Source organism: Dokdonella sp., from assembly GCF_019634775.1.
Lineage (GTDB): Bacteria > Pseudomonadota > Gammaproteobacteria > Xanthomonadales > Rhodanobacteraceae > Dokdonella.
Genome location: NZ_JAHCAS010000001.1, coordinates 2,222,245 through 2,244,723, shown reverse-complemented (window position 1 = coordinate 2,244,723; position 22,479 = coordinate 2,222,245). Strand labels below are relative to the sequence as shown.

Genomic DNA, 22,479 nt, shown 5'->3' with positions numbered 1-22,479 from the left:
CGACGCGAAACGGGCCGCCTTGTGCGGCCCGTTTCATTTGCGCGGCGCAACCAGGCGCTCGAACGCCTGCACGATCTCCTTTTCGGTCCGCGCGGCAACAGCCAGGGATGCGCGGGCTCGTTTGCTCCAACCCGTTCCGCGCGCGGTCAGGTCATCCCACGCATCGACCAGCGCGCGCGGCGACTCGCGCAAATGCCATTCGATCAGGGCCACGGCCTGTGCAATGTCCTTGCCGTGCTTCGGATGCCTGGCGCCTCGTTCGTGCGCGACGATCAGCTTGTGCAGGCCGTAGCGCGCCGGATCCGGCAGGTTGACGAGGCAGGCATCGGCACGATCCAGCAGCACCGCCTGGCCTGGACGTTCGATCAGGTATTCGAGGAACTTCAACGGACTGAGGGCCACACCCAGTTCCGGGGCCGGCACGCCATCGAATGAAGCGCGTCGCCGTACGGTCAGGAAGTCGATGCGCAGGTCGGGCTCGCGGGTACTCACGTTCAGGCAAGCCATTCCCTTGCTGCCCCCCATGGCAGGCAGAAATCCGTGCCTGAGCGACGTCAATGCGTCGTGCATGTTTACGTGCAGGTTCGCCGGCAGCGCCAAGGCGACGTTGCCTCCAGGCCCGGGATGGGCGAAATCGAGATCCAGCGTGCGCGTAGCACCGTCCCAGGCCACGCCCAACTGGTTGCCGATCGCGAGGAAGGCATGCGTGCCGACCAGCAGCCCGCCTGCCCGGAAGAACTGGTACTCGGCCATGCGCTTGACGATGCGGAAGTGCTTTGGTGGCGTGGCCGTGCAACCCAGTGCGAGGGCCGAGGCCGCCTGTCGCCCCACCGACTCGAGCGCAGGAGCACCCTCGCTTCGCGCTCGCTCGATCGCGTCGATGGCCGGGCCTGCCGGCCCCAGGTAGTACTCGCGCTTGCGTCCGTCGAGTTCCTTGAAGGCCCAATAGGCGTAGCGCGAGCCCTTGATCGTCTTGTAGGCCACATTGCCGGTGACGAAGGCCGGCGAGCGCAGGGTCTCCGTCACGTGCACGCGCTCGTACAATTCCGCATAGGCGGTTTGTGCGGAGGCGGAGAGTTCGCGGTAGTGAAGCATTCGATCGTCCTCGCATGACACGCGCGAGTTATACCACCAAATAATTGAAGGTGGTATAACCCCCAATGCCCACGACGATCGCTATGCTGCATCAACCCGCATCGACTCCATATGCCCATGCCCCCCACCGAAACCCGCCGCCCACTCACCTCGCGCAGCACAGGCTGGGCCAAGGCGATCGCCTCGACGCTCGCCCGCAGCAGCGTCACGCCGAACCAGATTTCGGTGGTCAGCATCGTCTTTGCAATCGCAGGTGCCTGGCTGCTGGTCGAATGGCCGACCACGGCCGGCCTCGTGCTCGCCGCCGTCTGCGTGCAGTTGCGCCTGGCCTGCAACCTGTTCGACGGCATGGTCGCGATCGAGGGCGGCAAGCAGTCGCCGGTCGGTTCGCTGTACAACGAACTGCCGGATCGCATCGCCGATTCGCTGTTCATCGTCGCGCTGGGCTACACGATCCAGATGCCGTGGCTCGGCTGGCTCGGCGCCCTGCTCGCCGCACTGACCGCCTACGTGCGCGCGACCGGTGGCGCGCTCGGTTTCGCCCAGGATTTCCGCGGGCCGATGGCCAAGCCGCACCGCATGGCTGTGCTCACGCTCGGCTGCCTCGTCGGCGCGCTCGAAGGACATTTCAACGGTACGCGGCATGCGCTGCTCGCCGCCGCGGTCATCATCGCCGTCGGCTCCGCGCTGACCTGCGTCACGCGCACGCGCGCGATCGCCGCGCAACTGCGGGCGAAGGGCTGATGATCGCGCGCCTGCTCGTCGCCCTGGTGCGCCTGCTGGTCGGCGCATATCCGCAATGGATCGGCACACAGCCAAAAGCCGCGCAGCGCATCTACTTTGCCAACCACGCCAGCCATCTCGACACGCTGGCATTGTGGGCGGCCTTGCCGCCGACGCTGCGTCGGCGCACGCGACCGGTCGCCGCAAAGGACTACTGGAGCCGCGGCCTGCGTGCGCTGGTCGCGCGACGCGGCCTCAACGCCGTGCTGATCGAGCGCAACCGCGACAAGGCCGAGGGCGATCCGCTGCAACCGCTGGATGACGCGCTGGCGGCCGGCGATTCACTGATCTTGTTCCCGGAAGGCACACGCAATGCCGAAGCACTGCCGTTGCCGTTCAAGTCCGGGCTGTACCACCTCGCCGAGCGCCACCCGCAGGTCGAACTGGTCGCCGTGTATCTCGACAATGCCCGTCGCAGCTTGCCGAAAGGCAGCCTGCTGCCGGTGCCGCTGATCTGCACCGTGCGTTTCGGCGAGGTGATCCAGCGCATGGATGGTGAAAGCAAAGCCGATTTCCTCGAACGCGCACGCAATGCCGTGGTGAAACTCGCATGAATCCGCAATCCTGGTTCGCGGCCCTGGTCGCCGACACGCCGGCGCAGTTCTGGTGGGTCATGGGTGGCGTGCTCGCCCTGCTCATCGTCGCAAGCGCGATCGGCTTCGTGCTCGGGCGCATGCGCCCCGGCGCGGTGGTCGACAACCTCGTCGCGCGCATCAATGCGTGGTGGGTCATGGTCGCCGTGCTGTGTGCCTGCTTCCTGCTCGGTCGCATCGCCACCCTGGTGCTGTTCGCGCTGGCGTCGTTCCTCGCCCTGCGCGAGTTCATCACGCTGACGCCGACGCGCCCCGGCGACCATCTGCCGCTGTGCCTGTGCTTCTACGTGGCGATCCCGCTGCAGTACTGGCTGATCGGCAGCGACTGGTACGGCCTGTTCGTGATCCTGATTCCGGTCTACGGCTTCCTGCTGCTGCCGGCGGTGTCTGCACTGGCTGGAGATACCGAGCACTTCCTCGAGCGCAACACCAAGATCCAGTGGGGCCTGATGCTGACCGTGTACTGCATCAGCCACGCCCCTGCCCTGCTCCTGCTGCGCATCCCGGGGTTCGAGGGCAGCAACCTGTTGCTGCTGCTCTACCTGCTGCTGGTCGTGCAGATCAGCGACGTGTTGCAGTACGTGTTCGGCAAGCTGTTCGGCCGACACAAACTGGCGCCCAAGGTGAGCCCGTCGAAGACCATCGAGGGCCTGGTCGGTGGCGGCCTCTCGGCCGCCGCGATTGGTGCCGCGCTGTGGTGGATCACTCCGTTCACGCCGCTGCAGTCGGGCATGCTGTCACTCCTGATCGTGCTGTGCGGTTTCCTCGGCGGTCTTGCGCTGTCGGCAGTCAAGCGCAGCCTGGGCGCCAAGGACTGGGGACAGATGATCGAAGGCCACGGCGGCATGCTCGACCGCCTCGACTCGGTGACCTTCGCCGCACCGGTGTTCTTCCATGTGGTGCGCTACGGCTTCGCCTGATCGCACGAGGTCGCCCGTGAACGGGCTCCTGCGGAAAAACGGAGCACCCGCGGGAGCCCCTTCAGGGGCGATGCATCTTTCAGCGGAGCATCACCCATGAAGCGGCCCGCATCGGATCAGTTGTCGAAACCGCTGGCAAAGATGACATCGCTCAGCAGCGAGGAATGCACCAGCACGAAGATGTCGGAGAAGCCGTTGCTGTCGCCCGGAGCGAGGTCGCTGGCCCGCGACTCCCAGGCCATGGACAGGCCCGAGCCGTTCACCGCCAGTGTGTTGCCGGAGTGGCCGTTGCCCGGCTGGCCGCTGCCGTTGACCGAGACCAGCGTCGGTGACGGCTGGCCGGGAACGTACGTGAACACCTGCGAGAGCCGGCCAGACGGGGTGTCCATCGTGCAGGCCATGGTCAGCGATCCGAGGTTGGACACCGACGAAACGGTGCAGCTGTCGTAGTCATTGGCCGGAATGATGGCCGGTCGCGGAATCGCGATGGTGGTCTGGGTCTGCCGGTCGCGGACGTAGATGCCGCTGTTGCCATTGACGTTCGCGCCGTTGGCATAGCCCAGGCCGCCGTGGGCGCCGTTCTGGAAGCTGACGTAGCGGCCGTTCGGCGAGATCGCCGGCCGGGTCGTTCCGGCGGTGGAGGAGGCACCGGCCGCCCCCAAGCGGCTGACCAGTTCGGTGGTGTCGGTGACCAGATCGCGGACATAGACCTGTCCCCAGGTGGCGCCGGGAACGATGGGCTGGTTGCACTTGAACACGATGTAGCGGCCGTCGCCCGACAGCGCCTTCGGATACAGGTCGCACTGGCCGCCGGACGGCGTGCCATCGGCCTTGACCGAGGCCATCTCCACCGCACCGGTGTCCATGTCCTTGACGAAGATTTCCTGCCAGGCGCCGGGCGTCAGGCCGAAGTTCTCGGAGTTGGTCTCGAGGGCGATGTAGCGGCCGTCGGTGGAGATCGACACCGTGTCGTCGTCGGTGCCGCTGGAGGGCACACCGGCCGCGTTGCGGCTGGCCATGACCAGGATGCCGGTCTGGCGATCCCTGCGCATCACCTGCCAGTTCGGGGCCTGAGGGTGATCGAAGGTCAGGAAGGCCACGTAGCGACCGTCGCCCGAGACCGCTGGTCGTTCGCCGCGCATGGTGGTGCCGGCTCCGGAGTTTCGGGAAACGACGTCGATCGCGCCGGTATGCAGATCGATGGCGAGTGCGCGGTTGCCGATGAAGGAGCCGCTCGATGCCCAATTGGCCGCGCTGCTGGAGAAGACCACCGTGCGACCGTCGGCCGACATGTCGACTGTCTCGGAGGGGCCGTCGGGCTGCATCCCCACGCCCGGCACCAGACGGGCGTAGACGAAATCGCCCGCCTCTGCCGGACAGGAAAGGACGGTTGCGCTGCCGACGACAAGGGCGGCAGCGAGGCGGCGATGAAACTGCATGGCGATCTCCTGCATGACGGATTCCGGAATCACCGCGCGTGAATCCCGGGGGACGGCAAGTCCCGGCATGGAAGGAAACGCAGTCCGCGGGAAAAACCTGCAACCGGCGCGCGGCACCTTCCGGTTTCCGCTGGGCCGGCGGGTATAATCCCCGGCCTCCCTGTCGAGGGGCGCTGCACGTCGTCCGCCATCCGGTGGCGAACCCAGGCTCGACAGGCGATTCCCGTGCAACGGCGCCCGGCCAACCCGATCCGAACCTGCGTCCGCCACCGGCCAGCCGGCGCGCGAGCGCGGTGCGGTCACGAACCGGAGCAACAACCATGAACGCTGTACTGAAGACCTTCTCGACCGAAGGCGACTACAAGGTTGCCGACATCAAGCTGGCCGACTGGGGCCGCAAGGAAATCGACATCGCCGAGCACGAGATGCCGGGCCTGATGTCGATCCGCCGCAAGTACCAGGCCGAAGCGCCGCTCAAGGGCGTGCGCGTGACCGGCTCGCTGCACATGACAATCCAGACCGCCGTGCTGATCGAGACGCTCAAGGACATCGGCGCGGACGTGCGCTGGGCCTCGTGCAACATCTTCAGCACACAGGACCACGCCGCCGCCGCGATCGCCGCCAGCGGCACGCCGGTTTTCGCCTGGAAGGGCGAGACGCTGGAGGAATACTGGGACTGCACGCTCGACGCGCTGACCTTCACCCTGGCCGACGGCACGCTGACTGGCCCGCAACTCGTCGTCGACGATGGCGGCGACGTGACCCTGCTGATCCACAAGGGCTACGAACTCGAAAAGGGTGACGAAAGCTGGGTGAACTCACCCTCCGGCAGCCACGAGGAGCAGGTCATCAAGAACCTGCTCAAGCGCGTGGCCAAGGAGCGTCCAGGCTATTGGACCCGCGTGGTCGCCGACTGGAAGGGCGTCTCCGAGGAAACCACGACCGGCGTGCACCGCCTCTACCAGCTCGCCGAGCGCGGCAAGCTGTTGGTACCGGCGATCAACGTCAACGACTCGGTGACCAAGAGCAAGTTCGACAACCTCTATGGCTGCCGCGAGTCGCTGGCCGACGGCCTCAAGCGCGCGATGGACGTGATGCTGGCCGGCAAGGTTGCCGTGGTCTGCGGCTACGGCGACGTCGGCAAGGGCTCGGCGCACAGCCTGCGTGCCTACGGCGCGCGCGTCGTGGTCACCGAGATCGATCCGATCTGCGCGCTGCAGGCGGCGATGGAAGGCTACGAGGTCAAGACCGTCGAGGACACCCTCGGCACCGCAGACATCTACGTCACCACCACCGGCAACAAGGACATCATCACCGTCGCGCACATGCAGGCGATGAAGGACCAGGCCATCGTCTGCAACATCGGTCACTTCGACAACGAGATCCAGGTCGAGGCGCTGAAGGCGCTGGCCGGCGTCACCCAAGTCAATATCAAGCCGCAGGTCGACCGCTTCGACCTGCCCAACGGCCGCAGCATCTTCCTGCTCGCCGAGGGTCGCCTGGTGAACCTCGGCTGCGCCACCGGCCACCCGAGCTTCGTCATGTCGAACAGCTTCTCCAACCAGACCCTGGCGCAGATCGACCTGTGGGCCAACAAGGACTTCTACGACCCGAAGGTCTACATCCTGCCGAAGAAGCTCGACGAGGAAGTCGCGCGCCTGCACCTGGAGAAGATCGGCGTGAAGCTGACCAAGCTGACTCCCGAGCAGGCCGACTACCTTGGCGTGCGCGTGGACGGGCCGTACAAGCCGGAGCACTACCGCTACTGATCGGCTGTCTGGCCGATGCGTGGACGAAACGGGCGCCGCAAGGCGCCCGTTTTCGTTGCGGCGTGCACGGACGCAGACGCCAGCGACACATGTCGGCATGCCGGCGAGTGCGCCACCCGCTGCATATGCCCCCGGCCGGTCTTCTTACCTTTCATCGCGATGAAAAGATAGACTGCCTGCCCCACCCGGCCGGACCTTCCCGATGGCGGCAGTCAGCTTCGAGTTCTTCCCGCCCAAGACCGACGAACAGCGCGAGGGGCTAGCGCGCGCAGCGACAGCGCTCAAGGCGCATGCACCCGAATATGTCTCCGTGACCTTCGGTGCCGGCGGCTCGACGCTGAGCTATACGGTCGAGGCCGTCCGCGACCTGCTCGACCGGCACGGCCTCGTCGCCGCGCCACATCTGTCATGCATGGGCGGCACGCGCGAGGAAGTCCGCCGCCTCGTCGACGAGTACCGCGATCTCGGCGTACGCCGCATAGTCGCCCTGCGTGGCGACCTGCCATCGGGCATGGCGAGCTTCGGCGATTTCCGCTATGCCAGCGACCTGGTCGCCTTCATCCGTGCCGAAACCGGCGACCATTTCCATCTCGACGTGGCCTGCTACCCGGAAGTCCATCCGCAGGCCGAGGACGCGCTCGCCGACCTCGCCAACTTCAAGCGCAAGATCGATGCCGGCGCAAACAGCGCGATCACCCAGTACTTTTACAACGCCGATGGCTACTTCCGCTTCGTCGACGCCGTGCGCCGGCTCGGCGTCGATGTGCCGATCGTGCCGGGCATCATGCCGATCGCAAACTTCAGCCAGCTAAGGCGCTTCTCGGAAATGTGCGGCGCCGAAATCCCACGCTGGCTCGGAAAACGCCTCGCCGCACTCGGTGACGATGCCGCGGCCATTCGCGAGTTCAGTGCCGACGTCGTCGCCGACCTGTGCCGCCGTCTCGTCGATGGCGGTGCGCCCGGCCTGCACTTCTACACACTGAACCGCGCGAAGCCGACCCTGGCCATCCTCGAACGCCTGTAATCGAAACCCGTAGGAAGCGGCTTCAGCCGCGATGCTCCTGCTCTGGACCCCATCGAAGCCGCCTGGACACACGAGCAGCCATCAACCCGTCGCGGCGAGATGCACTCCCGCCACCGCGCGCCCGGACGGGTCGGCGGAGTTCGCGAAGGCCGGATCCCAGGCGATCGCCGCCGGTGTCGAACAGGCGATCGACTTGCCGCCTGGAATCGTCTCCGCACAGGCCTGTCCCGGGAAGTGCTGTTCGAAGATCGCGCGGTAGAAATAGGCCTCCTTGGTCTGCGGCGGATTGACCGGGAAACGCGCCGCCGCAGCGGCGAATTCACGATCGCTGACCTGCGCCTCGGCATGCGCCTTGAGGCCATCGATCCAGCCATAACCGACGCCGTCGCTGAATTGCTCCTTCTGCCGCCACAGGATCGACTCGGGCAAGGCACCCTCGAAGGCCTCGCGCAGGATTGCCTTCTCGATGCGGCCGTTGCCGGCCATCTTCGCCTTCGCGTCGATCGACATGGCGACGTCGAGGAACTCGAGGTCGAGGAACGGCACGCGCGCCTCTACGCCCCAGGCCATCATCGACTTGTTCGCGCGCAGGCAGTCGTAGAGATGCAGCGCATCGAGCTTGCGCACGGTCTCCTCATGGAACTCGCGCGCATTCGGCGCCTTGTGGAAGTAGAGGTAGCCGCCGAAAATCTCGTCCGAACCCTCACCCGACAGCACCATCTTCACGCCCATCGCCTTGATGCGCCGCGCGAGCAGGTACATCGGCGTGGATGCGCGGATCGAAGTGACGTCGTAGCTCTCGATGTGACGGATCACCTCGGGCAGCGCGTCGAGGCCTTCCTCGAAGCTGTATTCGAAGCCGTGGTGCACGGTGCCAAGTGCCTTGGCGGCGATCTCGGCGGCGGCGAGGTCCGGCGACCCCTTCAGGCCGATCGCGAACGAATGCAGCCGTGGCCACCAGGCTTCGGCGTTGTCGTCTTCCTCGATGCGGTGGCGGGCGAAACGTGCTGCGCAGGCGGCGACGAGCGAGGAATCGAGGCCGCCCGACAACAGCACGCCGTACGGCACATCGGTCATCAACTGGCGATGCACGGCCGCCTCGAAGGCCGAGCGCAGCGCAGCGGGCTCGATCGTCACGCCTTCGGTCGCCGCATAAGCGCGCCACGGCTTGTCGTAGTAGCGCACGAGTTCACCGGACTCGCTGTCGTAGTAGTGGCCGGGCGGGAACGTGGCGACGTCGGCACAGACGCCGACCAGCGCCTTCATCTCGGAGGCCACGCAGATGCGGCCCTCGCGATCGTGTCCCCAATACAACGGGCAGACGCCGATCGGATCGCGGGCAATGACGAAACGCTTGCGCCCGGCATCCCACAACGCATAGGCGAAGATGCCATTGAGTTTCTTCACGCCCTCGGGACCGTGCTCGCGATACAGCGCGTTGATGACCTCGCAGTCCGAGCCGGTCTGGAAAGCGTACGGCTGCGCGAGGCCGCGCTCGAGCTCGCGGTGGTTGTAGATCTCGCCGTTGACGGCGAGCGCGAGCAGGCCGTCCTGCGAGCGCAACGGCTGCGAGCCACCGGCCGGATCGACGATGGCGAGGCGCTCGTGCACGAGGATCGCGCTATCGTCCGTGTACACGCCGCTCCAATCCGGCCCGCGATGGCGCTGGCGCTGCGATAGCTCGAGGGCGAGACGACGCAGGGACGGCACGTCGTCACCGGGTTGCAGGCCGAACAGGCCGAGGATCGAACACATCTTGAAACTCCTGGGTTTGAACTGCTGTTCTGAAACTGGATTGGAAATGCTGTTCTGAAAAGTGCCGCCATGGATGGCTGCTTGCGGAATCCGGTACCGAAACACCTCACCTACATCTCACCGGCAGACGAAGCAGCGATCACCGACGATCACAAGGGCACATAGCAAAAAGGCCCGCTCGGTGGCGGGCCTTCTGCGCGTGAATCGGGATGCAACCACCTATCCCACGCCGGCCCCTGCCTGCATGCGTCCATTATTGTTCGCGCCGTTGACGGCAGCGCAGGATCGAAGCAGGGTGGCGGACGTGGACATGGCCCGCACTAGAGCAGATCGCCGCGCCTTCGGCAAGCCTCGCGCACGATGTCGATGCTTGCGCCTGCAACCATGCCTGGCCTTGCTGTTGGCGGCATTGGCTATGAGCGCGCAGGCGCAGGGCGGCGTCCGCCGCTGCATCGGCGCCAATGGCGAGCCGGTGTTCTCCGATCGTCCGTGCAAGCTGGCTCCCGTGCCGGAACGCGGCGACGACATCGACTACGCCCTGCCCCTGGTTGCGCCGATGCAGACCTGCCCGACTTCGCCGCAGGAGCTTCGCGACCGTGTCGCCGCTGCCTTCGACGGACGCAATGCGATTGCGCTGTCGGGACTGATGCTGTGGGACGGATATGGTCGCGGTGATGCAACGGCGACGCTGCGGGAACTCGCACGCCTGATCGAGGAACCGCTGATCACGATCGAACTCGACCAGGTGTCGTCAGCGCCCTGGGGCGATCCCTACGCCCGCCGCCGCGGACCGCGCGCGCCGATGGACACGCTGCTGATCGTGCGCACCGCGCGTGACCTCGACCGCGTGCCGCATGAAGCGCGCACGAGCTTCGAGGTCGTCGATCATCGCGGTTGCTGGTGGTTGAGGTTGGTGGATTGGTGATTCATGAATCGCGGCTGGTGCCGTCGTCCCGGATCGCTGCGTCAACCGCGTTTCACGCGTATGCGAGGCTGCTTCATTGCCGAGTCCAGGCGTGGCCATTCCTGGCCGCACCGTTCGCAACAGCTTCCCCTCCCAGCTATCATTGGCGGTTCTTTCCGCAGGAAAACCGACCATGGCCGCGAACTACCCCGAGTACATCTGGCAGAACGGTGCGATCAAGCCGTGGGCCGAGGCGACGGTGCATGTCATGGCGCATGCCCTGCATTACGGCTCGTCGGTGTTCGAGGGCATCCGCAGCTACGAGACACCGAACGGTCCGGCGATCTTCCGCCTCGGCGACCATCTCAAGCGCCTGTACATGTCGGCGAAGATCTACGACATGGAGATTCCCTACACGCAGGACGTGCTGGCTGAAGCCTGCCGCGAGGTGATCCGCCGCAACGGCCTGACCAAGGCCTACCTGCGCCCGGTCGCGTACCGCGGTCTCGGTGGTTTCGGGCTGTCGGCGGAAACGCCGATCGACGTCGCCGTGGCCACCTGGGAAATGGGCCCGTATCTCGGTCCCGGCGTGCTCGAACAGGGCATCGACGCCTGCGTGTCGAGCTGGCAGCGCTTTGCGCCGAACACGATCCCGGCCGGCGCCAAGGCCGGCGGCAACTATCTTTCCGGCCAGCTCATCGCGCGCGAGGCGCGCCGCCTCGGCTTCGGCGAGGGTATCGCCCTGGCGTCCACCGGCCTGCTCAGCGAAGGTGCCGGCGAGAACCTGTTCCTGGCCTTCGACGGCGCGCTGCACACGACGCCGGCCAGCGCAGCAATCCTCAACGGCATCACGCGCCACACCCTGATCACGCTCGCTCGCGCGAACGGCATCGAGGTCATCGAACGCGACCTGCCGCGTGAGTACCTGTACCTCGCCGACGAGATCTTCATGTGCGGCACCGCCGCCGAAGTCACGCCGATCCGCTCGGTCGACGCCAAACCGGTCGGCAGCGGCGTTGCCGGCCCGCTCACGCGCAGGCTGCAGGGCCTGTTCTTCGGCTTGTTCGACGGCCGCACGAAGGACGAATGGGGTTGGCTCGATCCGGTGTGATCGCCCGACAGACGAGGTGCAAAGGCGCGACAATCTCGCCTCGTTGCACTCGTTGCAAATGAGGAGATCGTGAAGCCGCTTCCTGCGGAACCACCACGCGCCCGCCCCACTGCGGGCCTTGCGGATGTCGTGACGCCATTGCGGGAGTGATCAGAGCATCCCTGGCGGCTCGCCTTTCGTCAGCGGTGATGCTGCCCTCTACTCCCTGCCAAAACTCAGGGTTGCGACCGCCCCGCCCTGTGGCCGTGGCGCCAGGGACACCTTCCAGCCATACAGCTCGCACAGTCGCTTGACGATGGCGAGGCCGAGACCGGCCCCCTTGACCGTGGTGGTGCCGCGCTGGCCGCGCTCAAACAGGCGCTCGGCGTCTTCCGCGGCGATGCCGGGGCCGGTGTCCTCGACGGCGACGCGGCCATGACCGACGATGACCACCACCTCGCCTTCCTGCGTGTACTTGAAAGCATTGCCGATCAGGTTGGTCAGGGCGACGGCGACGACCGACGATGGTGCCGCCGTGTGCAAGGGCTCCTCGACGTCGAGGCGCACCTTTACCGGCTTGCTGCCAAGATGCGGCCGGCTGATGTCGATGACCTGTTCGACCACGCGCGCCACATCGGTCGCTTCCCCATCGGTCGGCCCCCGACGCTCGCTGCGCGAGAGCAGCAGCAAGGCATCGGTGAGTTCGGTCGACTGGCGTACCGCGCGCTCGATGCGATGCAGGCGTTCCTGCGCCTTGTCGGGCAGGTTCTGGCCGAGCAGCAGTTCTGTCGTGGTCGCGATCACCGCCAGCGGCGTGCGCAATTCGTGGCTGACGTCGGCGTTGAATTCGCGGTCGCGCTCGACCAGATGAGTCAGACGCGCGGCATAGTCGTCGAGTGCCTCGGCCACCTGGCCGACCTCGTCGTCGGCGAAATGCGGTGCAAGTGGCTTGTAGTCACCGCGCTTGCGCAGTTCGCGCAGACGTGCGGCCAGATCCACCACCGGGCTCATCACCCGTGCCGACAGCCACACGCCGATGACCAGCGAAAGCAGGCCGAACAGGACCACCGCACTGCCGAGAACCAGGAGCAGCTGGCGCTCGCTGAGCTTCTGCGAACTGACGTCGAAACGCAGGTAGGCCCAGTAGTCGGCGTCCTTGTAGACGGCCAACTTGTAGGCCTGGTTGAGCCCTCCGCGATCGGGGTCGTCAATGTCGTAAACACCTGAATCGTAACCCTGCCAGGCAAATGGCACGGTCGCCAGGCGTCCCGCACGGACGATTTGCGCCTCGAAAAGAGACATGCTCCAGCGCGCGTCCGGTTCGGGGTACTCACGCTTGAAATCGACGAAGTGGCGCAGCTCGCGGGTGAGCGTGTCATTGATGAGCTGATCCTCCATGCGCACACGGAGGTAGATCGTCGCTGCCGCGAACAGCGCCGTCAGGCCGAGGCCGAACAGCGCGAACGAGATGATGATGCGACTGCGGAGCCTACGCCGCGACCGCATCGGGATCGACCATGCGGTAACCGATGCCGTGTTTGGTCTGGATCAGCGGCTTGTCGAAGGGCTTGTCGATCGCCGCGCGCAGGCCGTGGATGTGCACGCGCAGGGAATCGCTGTCGGGCAGTTCCTCACCCCAGACTCGCGTCTCCAGTTCGCGGCGCGTGACCACGGACGGTGCCGAATCCATCAACGCCTGCAGCAGCTTGAGGCCGATCGGATTGAGCTGGATCGCCTTGCCGGCCCGCGTGACGTCGAGCGTGTCGAGGTTGTAGGTGAGATCGGCAAGCTGGAGCTGGCGGCTCTTGCTTCCCTTGCCGCGGCGCCCGAGCACCTCGATGCGCGCGGCCAGTTCCTGCAGGGCAAACGGCTTGACCATGTAGTCATCCGCACCGGACTCGAAGCCGGTGAGCTTCTGTTCGAGCGCATCACGTGCGGTCAGCATCAACACAGGCGTCTGCCGCTGGGCGTCCTGGCGCAGCTTGCGGCAGACCTCGAGGCCATCCATGCCAGGCAGACTGAGATCGAGCACGATGACATCGAACTCGTTGACCACGGCCAGGTGCAGCCCGGTCACACCGTCACCAGCAAAGTCGACCACGTGGCCCCTGTCGGCGAGGAAGTCGCCGATATTGGCGGCGATGTCGCTGTTGTCTTCGATGACGAGTATGCGCATGGCGATAGATTAGCGTGGGAACCCGACAGCCGGGCAACGGCCTTGGACATCCCCGGAAAGGGATCGTTCAGCCGAAGGCTATTCTGGTCCAGGATCGCGCAGGATGCGCGCAAAAGAAAATGGCCCAAGGGAGGCGCCATTGGGGGAACGCACCTCGCCTGGGCCAAAAGCTACTGCCCCGATTACCGTAATCCGCCAGTCACTGAACCTGACTTAGGAGTGTCGAGCAGGACTTACAGTGCCGCCGACTATAGGAACCGAAGGCTTAAACCCCTGTTAAGTCCGACTCAGGCTTCCGTTAAGGATGCTCTGATCAATCCCGCAATGGCGTCATGACATCCGCGTGGTTCGCAGCAGGGTGGGCGTGGCGAAACGCAGGCCGGTCGCCTGGCCCGGGCACGCGCGCGGCGCTGTGGGTCCTGCGGTTGCCACCCTGCCACCGGACGTCAGGCAGTCGGGACGCCGCACCGGGAAGGCCGGAGCCCAGTGCGACTTTGATTCAAGTGACTGGACGCCGGGATCCGGCCCACCCGAGCGTTCGGCTGTCGAGAGTCGCAGGGATGACGAGAAGGCTCGGGATCCTTCGAGGTTCCCGCACCGGGTCATGGCCTGCCCTGCAACTCCCTCGACTCACCGGGGCGCGTGTAGCGATCCATGCCCTGGACAGACCGCTCGCGCGCCTCGCGCGCCTGCTTGGCCGTCATGCACTGCTTCTGCTTGAAGTTCGATCCGGTCGGGCGGCGCGATACGCAGATGAGGCGATCATCGTCGTTCTTGGTGAGGATGGCGTTGGCGTCTTCCTGAGCATTGATGAGCTCGAGCTTCTGGCGATCGCTCATCGCGGACAGTTCGTTCCGTTCCGCGAACAAGCGCGCGATGACCTCGAGATTCCTCTCGACGCGCGCGCGCTCGTCAGCACTGATTTCGGTATAGCGCCCACCCGCCTTCATTTCCCGGCGCACCTCTTCAGCCTGTGCTGCAAAGGTCGCCGCCGTGGTGGCTGTGACGGCGCCATCGTCCTTCTTGCCGGTCTTCTTGGCTTCGGCAACGCCGGGCAGGCAGACCATGGCGGCCAGGGCGATGCCCAATACGGAAACGAGTGACGACTTCATCAGAACTCCTGGTTGATGGAAATGGCAAATGAATCGGGGCACCGCCGAACCGCGGCGCGAACCGCGAGCAAGCCGAAAAACAATGGCGGCATGCAGTGCAGGCGGGCGATAGTAGGAAGAGGTTCGTACTTTTGTCAACGAGGATCGTCGTAGATCAATACCCCGCTCGCGGCGTGCGCGTCCTCGCCGGTCTGGCCGGCATGCGCGCGACACCACTCTCGATGTGGGCAATCACGGCATCGGCGACATCGCATTTGGTCGCCGCCTCGATACCCTCGAGACCCGGTGACGAATTGACCTCGAGCACGAGCGGCCCACGGTTCGAGCGCAGCAGATCGACACCAGCCACGCTCAGGCCCATGGTCGAGGCGGCCGCCAGGGCAATCGCCGACTCGGCCTTCGACAGCCGCACCGGCGTGGCCTTGCCACCACGGTGGATGTTGGCGCGGAAATCGCCTTCGGGCGCCTGACGCTGCATCGCCGCGACCACCCGATTGCCGACCACGAAACAGCGCAAGTCGCCACCCTTCGCCTCGCCGATGAACTCCTGCACGAGGAAGTTCGCGTACAGGCCACGGAATGCCTCGATCATGCCCTGCGAGGCCGAACGTTTCTCGGCGAGCAGGACACCCTGCCCCTGCGTGCCCTCGTTGAGCTTGATGACGTGCGGCGGGTCGCCGAGCATGCCGAGCAGGTCGGCGGTGTCATCCGGGTAGTCGCCGAACACGGTAATTGGCAGGGCGATGCCTTCACGTGCCAGCAGTTGCAGCGAACGCAGCTTGTCGCGCGCCCGCAGCACCGCATCCGACGTGTTTGGCGTGTATACGCCCATCATCTCGAACTGGCGCAGCACGGCCGTGCCGTAGAACGTGATCGAGGCGCCGATGCGCGGGATGACCGCATCGAATCCGCCGAGCGCGCGGCCCTTGTAGTGCATCTCGAAGGCGCCTGCGGCGATACGCATGTAGCAGCGCAAGGGATCGAGAACGCGCACGGTATGGCCACGCGCACGTGCGGCCTCGACGAGCCGCGTCGTCGAATACAGCGCGGCATTGCGGGAGAGGATCGCGATCTTCATCGAAGTCGTGCGACACGCGCACCTGCACCCGCCCTTGCGCGGCGGCTGCGGTCATGGAGGAATGGAGCGGGTGATGGGAACAGCACCCGGTCGCTAACTCGTTTATTACGAACGTTTTTTCCGATCCAAGCGTCACGGAATGGACTCGATTGTGGACTCAAGTCTTCGGCCTGGTCAACGCAGGCCGTTGCGGGTGATCCAAAGCGAGCCAAGCACATCCATCAACAGCCAGAGCATCGGATTTCATTCGGAAGTCTATCTGTCTACTGGCACATCACGCCACAGGCCGCTACGGACAGGTGATCTGCGTCCTCAAAGGATTGACTCATCATCGACAGGCCCGGTCCCGCCCGCCTTTCGCCCGCTCGATGAACCGCTTCATGGGCTCCGAGGGTTCGCCCCGGCGGCGCAGCAGGTAGGTAGAGAGCACCGGTGGGCTGCCGGCCAAGGGACGAATGGAGATGTCCGGGCGCTGTAGCGTCTGCACCTGCGAGGCGATGGCGAAGCCGATGCCGTAGCCGGCACCGACCAGGGTCAGCATCACGCCCAGGCTGGTCACTTCATCGACCAGCTTGAGCGGCGTGCCTGCGTCCTGCAGCAGCGCTTGAATCTGATGGCGGCAGCCCGATCCCGATTCGGGATGGCACAGAACCAGCGGGAACTTCAGGGCTTCGGCCAGCGGCACCTGCACGTGTGCCAGCAAGGGGTGGCGTGCGGGCACGATCACCGACAGCGGATCGGTCCACACCGGCTCGGCGACGAGGCCATCATGTACCGCGTTTGACAACGCAAAGCCGATGTCCAGCAGATCGTCGTGCAGCGTCTTGAGCTGCTGCGCGAACGGCAGCTCGAAGACGCGAATCTCCATCTCGGGCTCCTCCTCGCGGCTGCGTGCCAGCAAGGTGGCGATGCGGGGCTGCGCCAGGCCGTCGCAGATCGCGATGCGCAGATGGCCCTGGTAGCCCTGTGCCGCCGCCTTGGCGCTCTTGACTGCCTGCTCCACGGTGGCCTGCACGCGCCGGCATTCGCCGAGGAACACCTGGCCGGCCCAGGTCAGCCGCGTCAGGCGTGTGCTGCGGTCGAACAACTGCACGCCAAGCTGGCTTTCTAGGTCGCGCATCGCACGTGACACAGGCGATTGCTCGATGCCCAGACGCTCGGCTGCCCGGGCCAGATGCAGTTCTTCCGCGACTGCGATGAAGTAGCGCAGCAATCTGAAATCCAAGGCCACCTCCTGTTCGTCTTCTTCTGGTTCGGCCTCTCGGGCGCCAGCATCTCCATCCACATCCCGCCCACTTACGCCCCGCCAGGCTTGCGATGTGCCGGCGCCCTTCCGCCAATGAGGTGCGGAGGGCGACGTTTGCGCCCGCCAGAAATCGACCGTTGGCAGCCGTCTGAGATAGCAGTTCTGCTGTTCATCGAGACCTCTTTTTCGTGCTTCCCCTCTTGCGGTCTGGCTGCACAGTGGTAAGATAGTAATAGATTACTCCCTTTTTGGGATGCAAGCAATGAGCGGACACTCCAGGCATCTACCGGCTGATGAGAGGCGCGCGGCCACCGTCGAGGCAGTGGTCGACTTGGCTGCCGAACAGAACCCCAGCGACATCACGACCACGGCCATCGCGCAGCGCATGGGGTTGACCCAGGGAGCACTGTTCCGTCACTTCCCGACTAAGGACGCAATCCTGCAGGCGGTGATGTCCTGGGTTACGGAACGCCTGCTCGCTCGAGTAGACAAGGCCGCAGAAGGTGCTACGTCCCCCCTCGCAGCTCTTGAAGCGATCTTCAAGACGCACATCGACTTCGTGGCCGAGCACCCGGGGGTGCCGAGGATGCTCTTCGGCGAATTACAGCGGCCGGGGGAGACCCTGCCCAAGCAAATGGTGCAGACCTTGACCCGTCAATATGGTGAGCGGTTGCGTCGACTGCTCGAAGCCGGTAAGGCGCGAAGCGAGCTGCATTCAGAACTGGATGTGGACGCGGCCGTCGTCTTGTTCATCGGCACAATTCAAGGGCTGGTGATGCAGTCGTTGCTGGCGGGCGATGTAGCACGCATCCGCCGCGACGCGCCAGCCGTGTTTGCCATCTATCTCCGTGGCATCACGCACACCCGATGAAACGCCTTCCATCCTGCCGCCACGCAGTTCCTCGGTCAGCCGAGAGGCACACCACGGTCATGCGATCGCGTTGCGCCTCCAGCGCGAATCCGCGTCATTCAACACTCAGCCCGACCGCCCGGCGGAATGCACACGCACGCCGCGACGACGACGAAGGCCTGGGAGTTTCCCCGATCAAGTAAAGGCCATGAAGATGACCACTCATCCACAACGCAGCATCTGGCACTGGCTGATCTCCCTGCTTGCGATCGGCTTCGGTCTGCTCACTCTTCGGGAGGGCGGCGCCGTTCTGTTTGTCGACGGCGCGGCGCGCCAAGCCGCCGGCCACTATGTGCCCTTCGTGCTCTGGTTCAATTTTCTGGCCGGGTTCGCCTACATCATCGCCGGCGTCGGCTTGTGGATGCGCCGGCGCTGGGCCGCGTGGTTAGCGATTGTCATCACGGTGGCGACCGCACTCGTGTTCCTCGCTTTCGGAGTGCATGTGGCTCTGGGTGGCGCCTGGGAGCGACGCACGGTGGTCGCCATGACGCTGCGCACGTTGGTGTGGGCTGGCATAGCGGCCATCGCCTGGCGCCGGTCAGCGGCGAATGCGCCGGTCGCACGCGAGCACTGAGCACCTTTATCCAGCGGAAACCCATCGATGAAAACTCCAAACCTCCTCTTCAAGAAAACCCGTTGGGTCGTGATCGCCGTCGTCGTGCTCGCTCTTGGCGGCGCACTGGCGTTCTGGTTGTCGCGCGACCATGGACAACAAGATGCATTGCGCCTCTACGGCAACGTCGACATCCGCGAGGTGCAACTGGCCTTCCGTCAGCCCGGGCGCGTGATGCAAATGGCTTTCGATGAGGGCGATGCCGTCAGCGCGGGCGCGCGCCTGGCGGCGCTTGACGCGCAACCCTATCGGGAAGCACTTGCGGCAGCACAGGCCCAGGTGCAGGTGGCGCAGGCGGAACTGGCCAAGCTGCGCCGCGGTCTGCGACCGCAGGAAATCACCCAGGCGCGCGAAGCCCTCAGGCAGGCCCAGGCGCTCGCCACCGAGACCGAGCGCAATTTCCAGCGCCAGAGTGGCCTGCTGGCATCGGGCGCCAGCAGCCAGCGCACGGTCGATGCAGCCCGCACGGCGCGCGACCAGGCAGCCGCTGGCGTCGAAGCGGCCAAGGCGGCCCTGTCGCAAGCATCCGAAGGTTTTCGCAAGGAAGACATCGCCGCGGCAGAAGCTCGCCTTGCGGCCGCACAGGCTGCCGCAGCGCAAGCCACGACAGCCTTGGCGGACACCGAGTTGATGGCGCCCAGTAGCGGCACCGTCATCGCACGAGTGCGGGAGCCCGGCAGCATGGTCGCAAGCCAGAGCGCGGTCTACAGCCTGAGCCTGGACAAGCCGGTTTACGTGCGCGCCTACGTGGGCGAGTCGGACTTGGGGCGCATCGCGCCCGGTACTGTGGTGCGCGTCAAAAGCGATTCATCAGAGAAGGTCTATCGCGGCCAGATCGGCTTCATCTCGCCGCGCGCCGAGTTCACGCCCAAGACGGTGGAGACGACGGATTTGCGCACGGATCTGGTCTACCGCCTGCGCATCGTCATCGACGAAGCCGACAGCGACAGTGCCTTGCGCCAGGGCATGCCGGTGACGATCGAGGTCGATGCGAAAGCCGGCACCCGTATCCCGGCGGGGGAGCGTTGAAATGCAGGCAAGCCCTGCTATCGCCGCCGTGCCTGCGGGTGCGGGCGAAGACGCTGCCGTCGTCATCGAAGACGTGGACAAGCATTTCGGCGACATAAAGGCGCTGCGGGGCTTGAGCGCGCGCATCCACTATGGGCGGCTGACGGGTCTGGTCGGCCCGGACGGCGCCGGCAAGACGACGCTGATGCGGATTCTGACCGGCCTCCTGGTGCCGAACGCCGGCCACGTCACCCTGGCAGGCTATGACGTGGTCAAGGACAACGACGCCATTCACGTCGCCAGCGGCTACATGCCGCAACGCTTCGGACTGTACGAAGACCTGTCGGTGATGGAGAACATGCGCCTGTATGCGCAGTTGCGCGGCATGGATGCGGACCGCAACGCCGATCTGTTTGCCGAGCTGCTGGACTTCACGCGACTGGGGCCTTTTACGAAGCGTTTGGCCGGCAAGCTCTCCGGCGGCATGAAGCAGAAGCTGGGCCTTGCCTGTGCGCTCATGGCGCGGCCGAAGGTGCTGCTGCTGGACGAGCCGGGCGTGGGTGTCGACCCGGTCAGCCGCCAGGACTTGTGGCGCATGGTGCAGGCGCTGACCGATGAAGGCATGGCCGTGGTCTGGTCCACCGCCTATCTCGACGAAGCCGAGCGCTGCGAGAGCGTGCTGCTGCTGAACCAAGGGCAGCTCCTGTTCGATGGCCCGCCGCAGGAGCTGACCGCACAGCTCGAAGGCCGCAGTTTCCGTCTGGAAGACGTCGGTGCCGAGCGCCGAGCGGTCCTGACCCAGGCACTCGACCTGCCCAGCGTGAGCGATGGCGTGATCCAGGGCGCCGGCGTGCGCGTGGTGTTGCGCGAGGGCGCTCAAGCGGAGCAGCTCCAGGCCCTGTCCGATCAGGCGCGAGTGGAGCTGGCGCAGGTGCCCGCGCGCTTCGAAGACGCCTTCATCGATCTGCTCGGTGGCGGCCCCGGCGGCACTTCGACGCTGGCCGAGCGTCTGCCGCCGGTTGAGCTGGGTTCCGACATTGCCGTGTCGTGCCGAAACCTCACCAAGCGCTTCGGCGAGTTCACCGCCACCGACAACGTCAGCTTCGAGGTGCAAAAGGGCGAAATCTTCGGCCTGCTCGGCCCTAACGGCGCCGGCAAGTCCACCACCTTCAAGATGTTGTGCGGCCTGTTGAAACCAACTGCTGGCGAAGCGCATGTGGTGGGCCATGATCTGCGCCGCGCCACCGGCGCAGCCAAGAGCCGGCTCGGCTACATGGCGCAGAAGTTTTCGCTCTACGGCCTGCTCTCGGTGCAGCAGAACCTGGAATTCTCGGCCGGCGTCTACGGACTGGAAGGCAACACCCGGCGCGAGCGCATTGCCGAGATGATCGAAACCTTCGATCTGGGCGACTGGCTGTCCGCCACGCCCGATTCCCTGCCGCTGGGCCACAAGCAGCGCCTGGCATTGGCTTGTTCGCTGATGCACCGGCCGCCCGTGCTGTTCCTGGATGAACCCACTTCGGGCGTGGACCCGATCACCCGGCGCGAATTCTGGACCCACATCAACGGACTGGCCCGCAAGGGCGTGACCATCATGGTCACCACCCACTTCATGGACGAGGCCGAATACTGCGACCGCGTGGCCATGCTCTCGCGTGCGCAACTGATTGCGCTGGATACGCCCGACGCGCTCAAACGTTCGGCGGTCAGCCCCGAACGACCCGACCCGACGATGGAGGACGCCTTCATTCACCTGGTGGAGTCGGCGGACCGCGAGCTGGAGGCCGCCACATGAACGGCACCACAAAGCACAAGGACGGGAATGGACCACAGCAGACCGACCTGCGCCATTTTGATCTGCGGCGCTTGATCGCCCTGGTCACCAAGGAAAGCTACCAGGCGCTGCGCGACCCCTCGACGCTGCTGATCGCGTTCGTGCTGCCGGTGGTGTTGCTGCTGCTGTTCGCCTATGCGGTGTCGCTGGATGCGAAGGATGTCCGCGTCGGCGTGGTGCTGGAGTCGCCCGGCGCTGCAGCGCAGGAGCTTGCGGCGGCCTTTGCCGGCACAAAGTTCCTGGATGCCCACTTCGCCCATGACCGGCGCGAAGTGGCCGACCAGCTGGTCTCAGGCGACCTGCGCGGCTACGTGGTGATCCCGCAGGATTTCGAGCAGCGGCTGGCCCAGCGTGGCAGCGAGCCGCTGGTGCAGATCGTCACCGACGGCTCCTACCCCAATACCGCCAACTACGTCGAGAACTACGCCCGCGGCGTGGTCCAGTCCTGGCGTGCCGGACTGGACGTCGGAGCACCAGCGCAGGCCGTCATGCTGGAACCGCGCTACTGGTTCAACCCCGAGCTGGAAAGCCGCCGCGCACTGATTCCCGGTGCCATCGCCATCGTCATGACCATCATCGGCACCATGCTGACTGCACTGGTGGTGGCGCGTGAATGGGAGCGCGGCACCATGGAGGCGGTGCTGTCCACGCCGGCCTCGGTGGCCGAAATCCTGATCGGCAAGCTGCTGCCGTACTTCGTGCTCGGCATGCTGTCCACGCTGGGTGCGGCGGCGCTGGCGGTGTTCGTGTTCGGGGTCCCGATGCGGGGCTCGCTGGCGGCGCTGCTGCTGCTGTCGGCGGTGTTCATGGTGCCGGCGCTGGGTCAGGGTCTGCTGATTTCCTCCTTGGCACGCAACCAGTTCCTGGCAGCGCAGATTGCGCTGTTCACGGGCTTCCTGCCGGCCTTCATGTTGTCGGGCTTTCTGTACGAGATCGACGCCATGCCGGCACCGATCCGCGCCATCACCTTGGTGGTTCCGGCGCGCTACTTCGTCGATTCGCTGAAGACGGTGTTCCTGGCCGGCGACATCTGGGCCGTGTTCCTGCCCAACCTGGCGGCCATGGCGGCGATCGGGGGGCTGTTCTTCGTGATCGCCAAGCGCGCCACGCGCAAGAACCTGGAGTGACGC

At 65.6% G+C, this 22,479-nt stretch carries 20 protein-coding genes and 1 riboswitch; of the genes, 12 read left to right on the top strand and 8 right to left on the bottom strand.

Features of this window, described 5'->3' with window-relative positions; genetic code table 11:
* Positions 1 to 33: 33 nt before the first annotated feature.
* On the bottom strand, positions 34 to 1,095 hold the full coding sequence (locus KF907_RS09660) for a GSU2403 family nucleotidyltransferase fold protein (RefSeq protein WP_291219933.1): 1,062 nt from the start codon (positions 1,093 to 1,095) through the stop codon (positions 34 to 36).
* 117 nt (positions 1,096 to 1,212) lie between these two features.
* On the opposite strand from KF907_RS09660, the gene KF907_RS09655 reads away from it, so the two are divergent.
* From KF907_RS09655 to KF907_RS09645, 3 genes are read left to right on the top strand one after another with little or no spacing between them, the layout of a single operon-like run.
* Positions 1,213 to 1,839 (top strand): CDP-alcohol phosphatidyltransferase family protein, encoded by a 627-nt coding sequence (locus KF907_RS09655; protein ID WP_291219932.1) that lies wholly within the window; start codon positions 1,213 to 1,215, stop codon positions 1,837 to 1,839.
* Positions 1,839 to 2,432 carry a lysophospholipid acyltransferase family protein gene (locus KF907_RS09650; RefSeq protein WP_291219931.1) on the top strand — a complete coding sequence of 198 codons (594 nt, stop codon included), beginning with the start codon at positions 1,839 to 1,841 and terminating at the stop codon, positions 2,430 to 2,432. Before KF907_RS09655 ends, KF907_RS09650 begins: the two co-directional genes overlap by 1 nt.
* Positions 2,429 to 3,391 (top strand): phosphatidate cytidylyltransferase, encoded by a 963-nt coding sequence (locus KF907_RS09645; RefSeq protein WP_291219930.1) that lies wholly within the window; start codon positions 2,429 to 2,431, stop codon positions 3,389 to 3,391. Before KF907_RS09650 ends, KF907_RS09645 begins: the two co-directional genes overlap by 4 nt.
* A 116-nt stretch (positions 3,392 to 3,507) precedes the next feature.
* Here the strand turns inward: KF907_RS09645 and KF907_RS09640 are convergent, their stop codons facing one another.
* Entirely contained in the window at positions 3,508 to 4,845 is a 1,338-nt protein-coding gene (locus KF907_RS09640) for a TolB family protein (RefSeq protein ID WP_291219929.1), read from the bottom strand.
* Between the two features lie 144 nt (positions 4,846 to 4,989).
* A riboswitch (S-adenosyl-L-homocysteine riboswitch) is annotated at positions 4,990 to 5,076 on the top strand.
* A 74-nt stretch (positions 5,077 to 5,150) separates the two neighbouring features.
* Here KF907_RS09640 and ahcY point away from each other — a divergent pair.
* Together ahcY and metF are read left to right on the top strand one after the other, a co-directional pair.
* A complete protein-coding gene (gene ahcY / locus KF907_RS09635; protein WP_291219928.1) occupies positions 5,151 to 6,599 on the top strand; it encodes an adenosylhomocysteinase in 1,449 nt (482 codons plus the stop codon).
* A gap of 202 nt (positions 6,600 to 6,801) precedes the next feature.
* Positions 6,802 to 7,623 carry a methylenetetrahydrofolate reductase [NAD(P)H] gene (gene metF / locus KF907_RS09630; RefSeq protein WP_291219927.1) on the top strand — a complete coding sequence of 274 codons (822 nt, stop codon included), beginning with the start codon at positions 6,802 to 6,804 and terminating at the stop codon, positions 7,621 to 7,623.
* A gap of 81 nt (positions 7,624 to 7,704) precedes the next feature.
* On the opposite strand, the gene asnB is transcribed toward metF, so the two are convergent.
* A complete protein-coding gene (asnB, locus tag KF907_RS09625; protein WP_291219926.1) occupies positions 7,705 to 9,378 on the bottom strand; it encodes an asparagine synthase B in 1,674 nt (557 codons plus the stop codon).
* A 370-nt stretch (positions 9,379 to 9,748) separates the two neighbouring features.
* Between asnB and KF907_RS09620 the strand changes: the two genes are divergently transcribed.
* Both KF907_RS09620 and KF907_RS09615 read left to right on the top strand, forming a co-directional pair.
* A complete protein-coding gene (locus tag KF907_RS09620) occupies positions 9,749 to 10,303 on the top strand; it encodes a hypothetical protein (RefSeq protein ID WP_291219925.1) in 555 nt (184 codons plus the stop codon).
* A gap of 172 nt (positions 10,304 to 10,475) precedes the next feature.
* The gene (locus KF907_RS09615) at positions 10,476 to 11,393 is read left to right on the top strand and encodes a branched-chain amino acid transaminase (protein WP_291219924.1); all 918 of its coding nucleotides are present in this window, start codon (positions 10,476 to 10,478) and stop codon (positions 11,391 to 11,393) included.
* Between the two features lie 198 nt (positions 11,394 to 11,591).
* Here KF907_RS09615 and KF907_RS09610 read toward each other — a convergent pair whose 3' ends face one another.
* The 5 genes from KF907_RS09610 to KF907_RS09590 form a co-directional block, all read right to left on the bottom strand.
* Positions 11,592 to 12,878 carry a sensor histidine kinase gene (locus tag KF907_RS09610; protein ID WP_291219923.1) on the bottom strand — a complete coding sequence of 429 codons (1,287 nt, stop codon included), beginning with the start codon at positions 12,876 to 12,878 and terminating at the stop codon, positions 11,592 to 11,594.
* Complete coding sequence (locus KF907_RS09605; RefSeq protein ID WP_291219922.1) at positions 12,862 to 13,548, bottom strand: response regulator transcription factor; 687 nt, start codon at positions 13,546 to 13,548, stop codon at positions 12,862 to 12,864. Before KF907_RS09605 ends, KF907_RS09610 begins: the two co-directional genes overlap by 17 nt.
* A 602-nt stretch (positions 13,549 to 14,150) precedes the next feature.
* Complete coding sequence (locus KF907_RS09600; RefSeq protein WP_291219921.1) at positions 14,151 to 14,636, bottom strand: hypothetical protein; 486 nt, start codon at positions 14,634 to 14,636, stop codon at positions 14,151 to 14,153.
* Between the two features lie 178 nt (positions 14,637 to 14,814).
* Entirely contained in the window at positions 14,815 to 15,738 is a 924-nt protein-coding gene (rimK, locus tag KF907_RS09595; protein ID WP_291219920.1) for a 30S ribosomal protein S6--L-glutamate ligase, read from the bottom strand.
* 328 nt (positions 15,739 to 16,066) lie between these two features.
* The gene (locus KF907_RS09590) at positions 16,067 to 16,951 is read right to left on the bottom strand and encodes a LysR family transcriptional regulator (RefSeq protein WP_443089827.1); all 885 of its coding nucleotides are present in this window, start codon (positions 16,949 to 16,951) and stop codon (positions 16,067 to 16,069) included.
* Between the two features lie 295 nt (positions 16,952 to 17,246).
* Between KF907_RS09590 and KF907_RS09585 the strand changes: the two genes are divergently transcribed.
* The 5 genes from KF907_RS09585 (at position 17,247) to KF907_RS09565 (ending at position 22,476) form a co-directional block, all read left to right on the top strand.
* Positions 17,247 to 17,855 (top strand): TetR/AcrR family transcriptional regulator, encoded by a 609-nt coding sequence (locus KF907_RS09585; RefSeq protein WP_023443938.1) that lies wholly within the window; start codon positions 17,247 to 17,249, stop codon positions 17,853 to 17,855.
* 187 nt (positions 17,856 to 18,042) lie between these two features.
* Positions 18,043 to 18,468: a hypothetical protein gene (locus KF907_RS09580; protein ID WP_256514518.1), complete on the top strand. Its 426-nt coding sequence runs from the start codon at positions 18,043 to 18,045 to the stop codon at positions 18,466 to 18,468.
* A 27-nt stretch (positions 18,469 to 18,495) separates the two neighbouring features.
* On the top strand, positions 18,496 to 19,536 hold the full coding sequence (gene hlyD, locus KF907_RS09575; protein ID WP_010792193.1) for a secretion protein HlyD: 1,041 nt from the start codon (positions 18,496 to 18,498) through the stop codon (positions 19,534 to 19,536).
* A gap of 1 nt (position 19,537) precedes the next feature.
* Positions 19,538 to 21,310, top strand: a complete 1,773-nt coding sequence (locus KF907_RS09570) for an ATP-binding cassette domain-containing protein (RefSeq protein ID WP_256514517.1) — start codon at positions 19,538 to 19,540, stop codon at positions 21,308 to 21,310.
* Entirely contained in the window at positions 21,307 to 22,476 is a 1,170-nt protein-coding gene (locus tag KF907_RS09565; RefSeq protein WP_010792191.1) for an ABC transporter permease, read from the top strand. Before KF907_RS09570 ends, KF907_RS09565 begins: the two co-directional genes overlap by 4 nt.
* Positions 22,477 to 22,479: the final 3 nt, after the last annotated feature.

What these genes read in the sequence shown, in the direction of transcription:
- KF907_RS09660 (WP_291219933.1), bottom strand. Translation starts at nt 1,095, where the DNA reads ATGCTTCACTACCGCGAACTCTCCGCCTCCGCACAAACCGCCTATGCG.
- KF907_RS09655 (WP_291219932.1), top strand. Translation starts at nt 1,213, where the DNA reads ATGCCCCCCACCGAAACCCGCCGCCCACTCACCTCGCGCAGCACAGGC.
- KF907_RS09650 (WP_291219931.1), top strand. Translation starts at nt 1,839, where the DNA reads ATGATCGCGCGCCTGCTCGTCGCCCTGGTGCGCCTGCTGGTCGGCGCA.
- KF907_RS09645 (WP_291219930.1), top strand. Translation starts at nt 2,429, where the DNA reads ATGAATCCGCAATCCTGGTTCGCGGCCCTGGTCGCCGACACGCCGGCG.
- KF907_RS09640 (WP_291219929.1), bottom strand. Translation starts at nt 4,845, where the DNA reads ATGCAGGAGATCGCCATGCAGTTTCATCGCCGCCTCGCTGCCGCCCTT.
- ahcY (WP_291219928.1), top strand. Translation starts at nt 5,151, where the DNA reads ATGAACGCTGTACTGAAGACCTTCTCGACCGAAGGCGACTACAAGGTT.
- metF (WP_291219927.1), top strand. Translation starts at nt 6,802, where the DNA reads ATGGCGGCAGTCAGCTTCGAGTTCTTCCCGCCCAAGACCGACGAACAG.
- asnB (WP_291219926.1), bottom strand. Translation starts at nt 9,378, where the DNA reads ATGTGTTCGATCCTCGGCCTGTTCGGCCTGCAACCCGGTGACGACGTG.
- KF907_RS09615 (WP_291219924.1), top strand. Translation starts at nt 10,476, where the DNA reads ATGGCCGCGAACTACCCCGAGTACATCTGGCAGAACGGTGCGATCAAG.
- KF907_RS09610 (WP_291219923.1), bottom strand. Translation starts at nt 12,878, where the DNA reads ATGCGGTCGCGGCGTAGGCTCCGCAGTCGCATCATCATCTCGTTCGCG.
- KF907_RS09605 (WP_291219922.1), bottom strand. Translation starts at nt 13,548, where the DNA reads ATGCGCATACTCGTCATCGAAGACAACAGCGACATCGCCGCCAATATC.
- rimK (WP_291219920.1), bottom strand. Translation starts at nt 15,738, where the DNA reads ATGAAGATCGCGATCCTCTCCCGCAATGCCGCGCTGTATTCGACGACG.
- KF907_RS09585 (WP_023443938.1), top strand. Translation starts at nt 17,247, where the DNA reads ATGAGCGGACACTCCAGGCATCTACCGGCTGATGAGAGGCGCGCGGCC.
- KF907_RS09580 (WP_256514518.1), top strand. Translation starts at nt 18,043, where the DNA reads ATGAAGATGACCACTCATCCACAACGCAGCATCTGGCACTGGCTGATC.
- hlyD (WP_010792193.1), top strand. Translation starts at nt 18,496, where the DNA reads ATGAAAACTCCAAACCTCCTCTTCAAGAAAACCCGTTGGGTCGTGATC.
- KF907_RS09570 (WP_256514517.1), top strand. Translation starts at nt 19,538, where the DNA reads ATGCAGGCAAGCCCTGCTATCGCCGCCGTGCCTGCGGGTGCGGGCGAA.
- KF907_RS09565 (WP_010792191.1), top strand. Translation starts at nt 21,307, where the DNA reads ATGAACGGCACCACAAAGCACAAGGACGGGAATGGACCACAGCAGACC.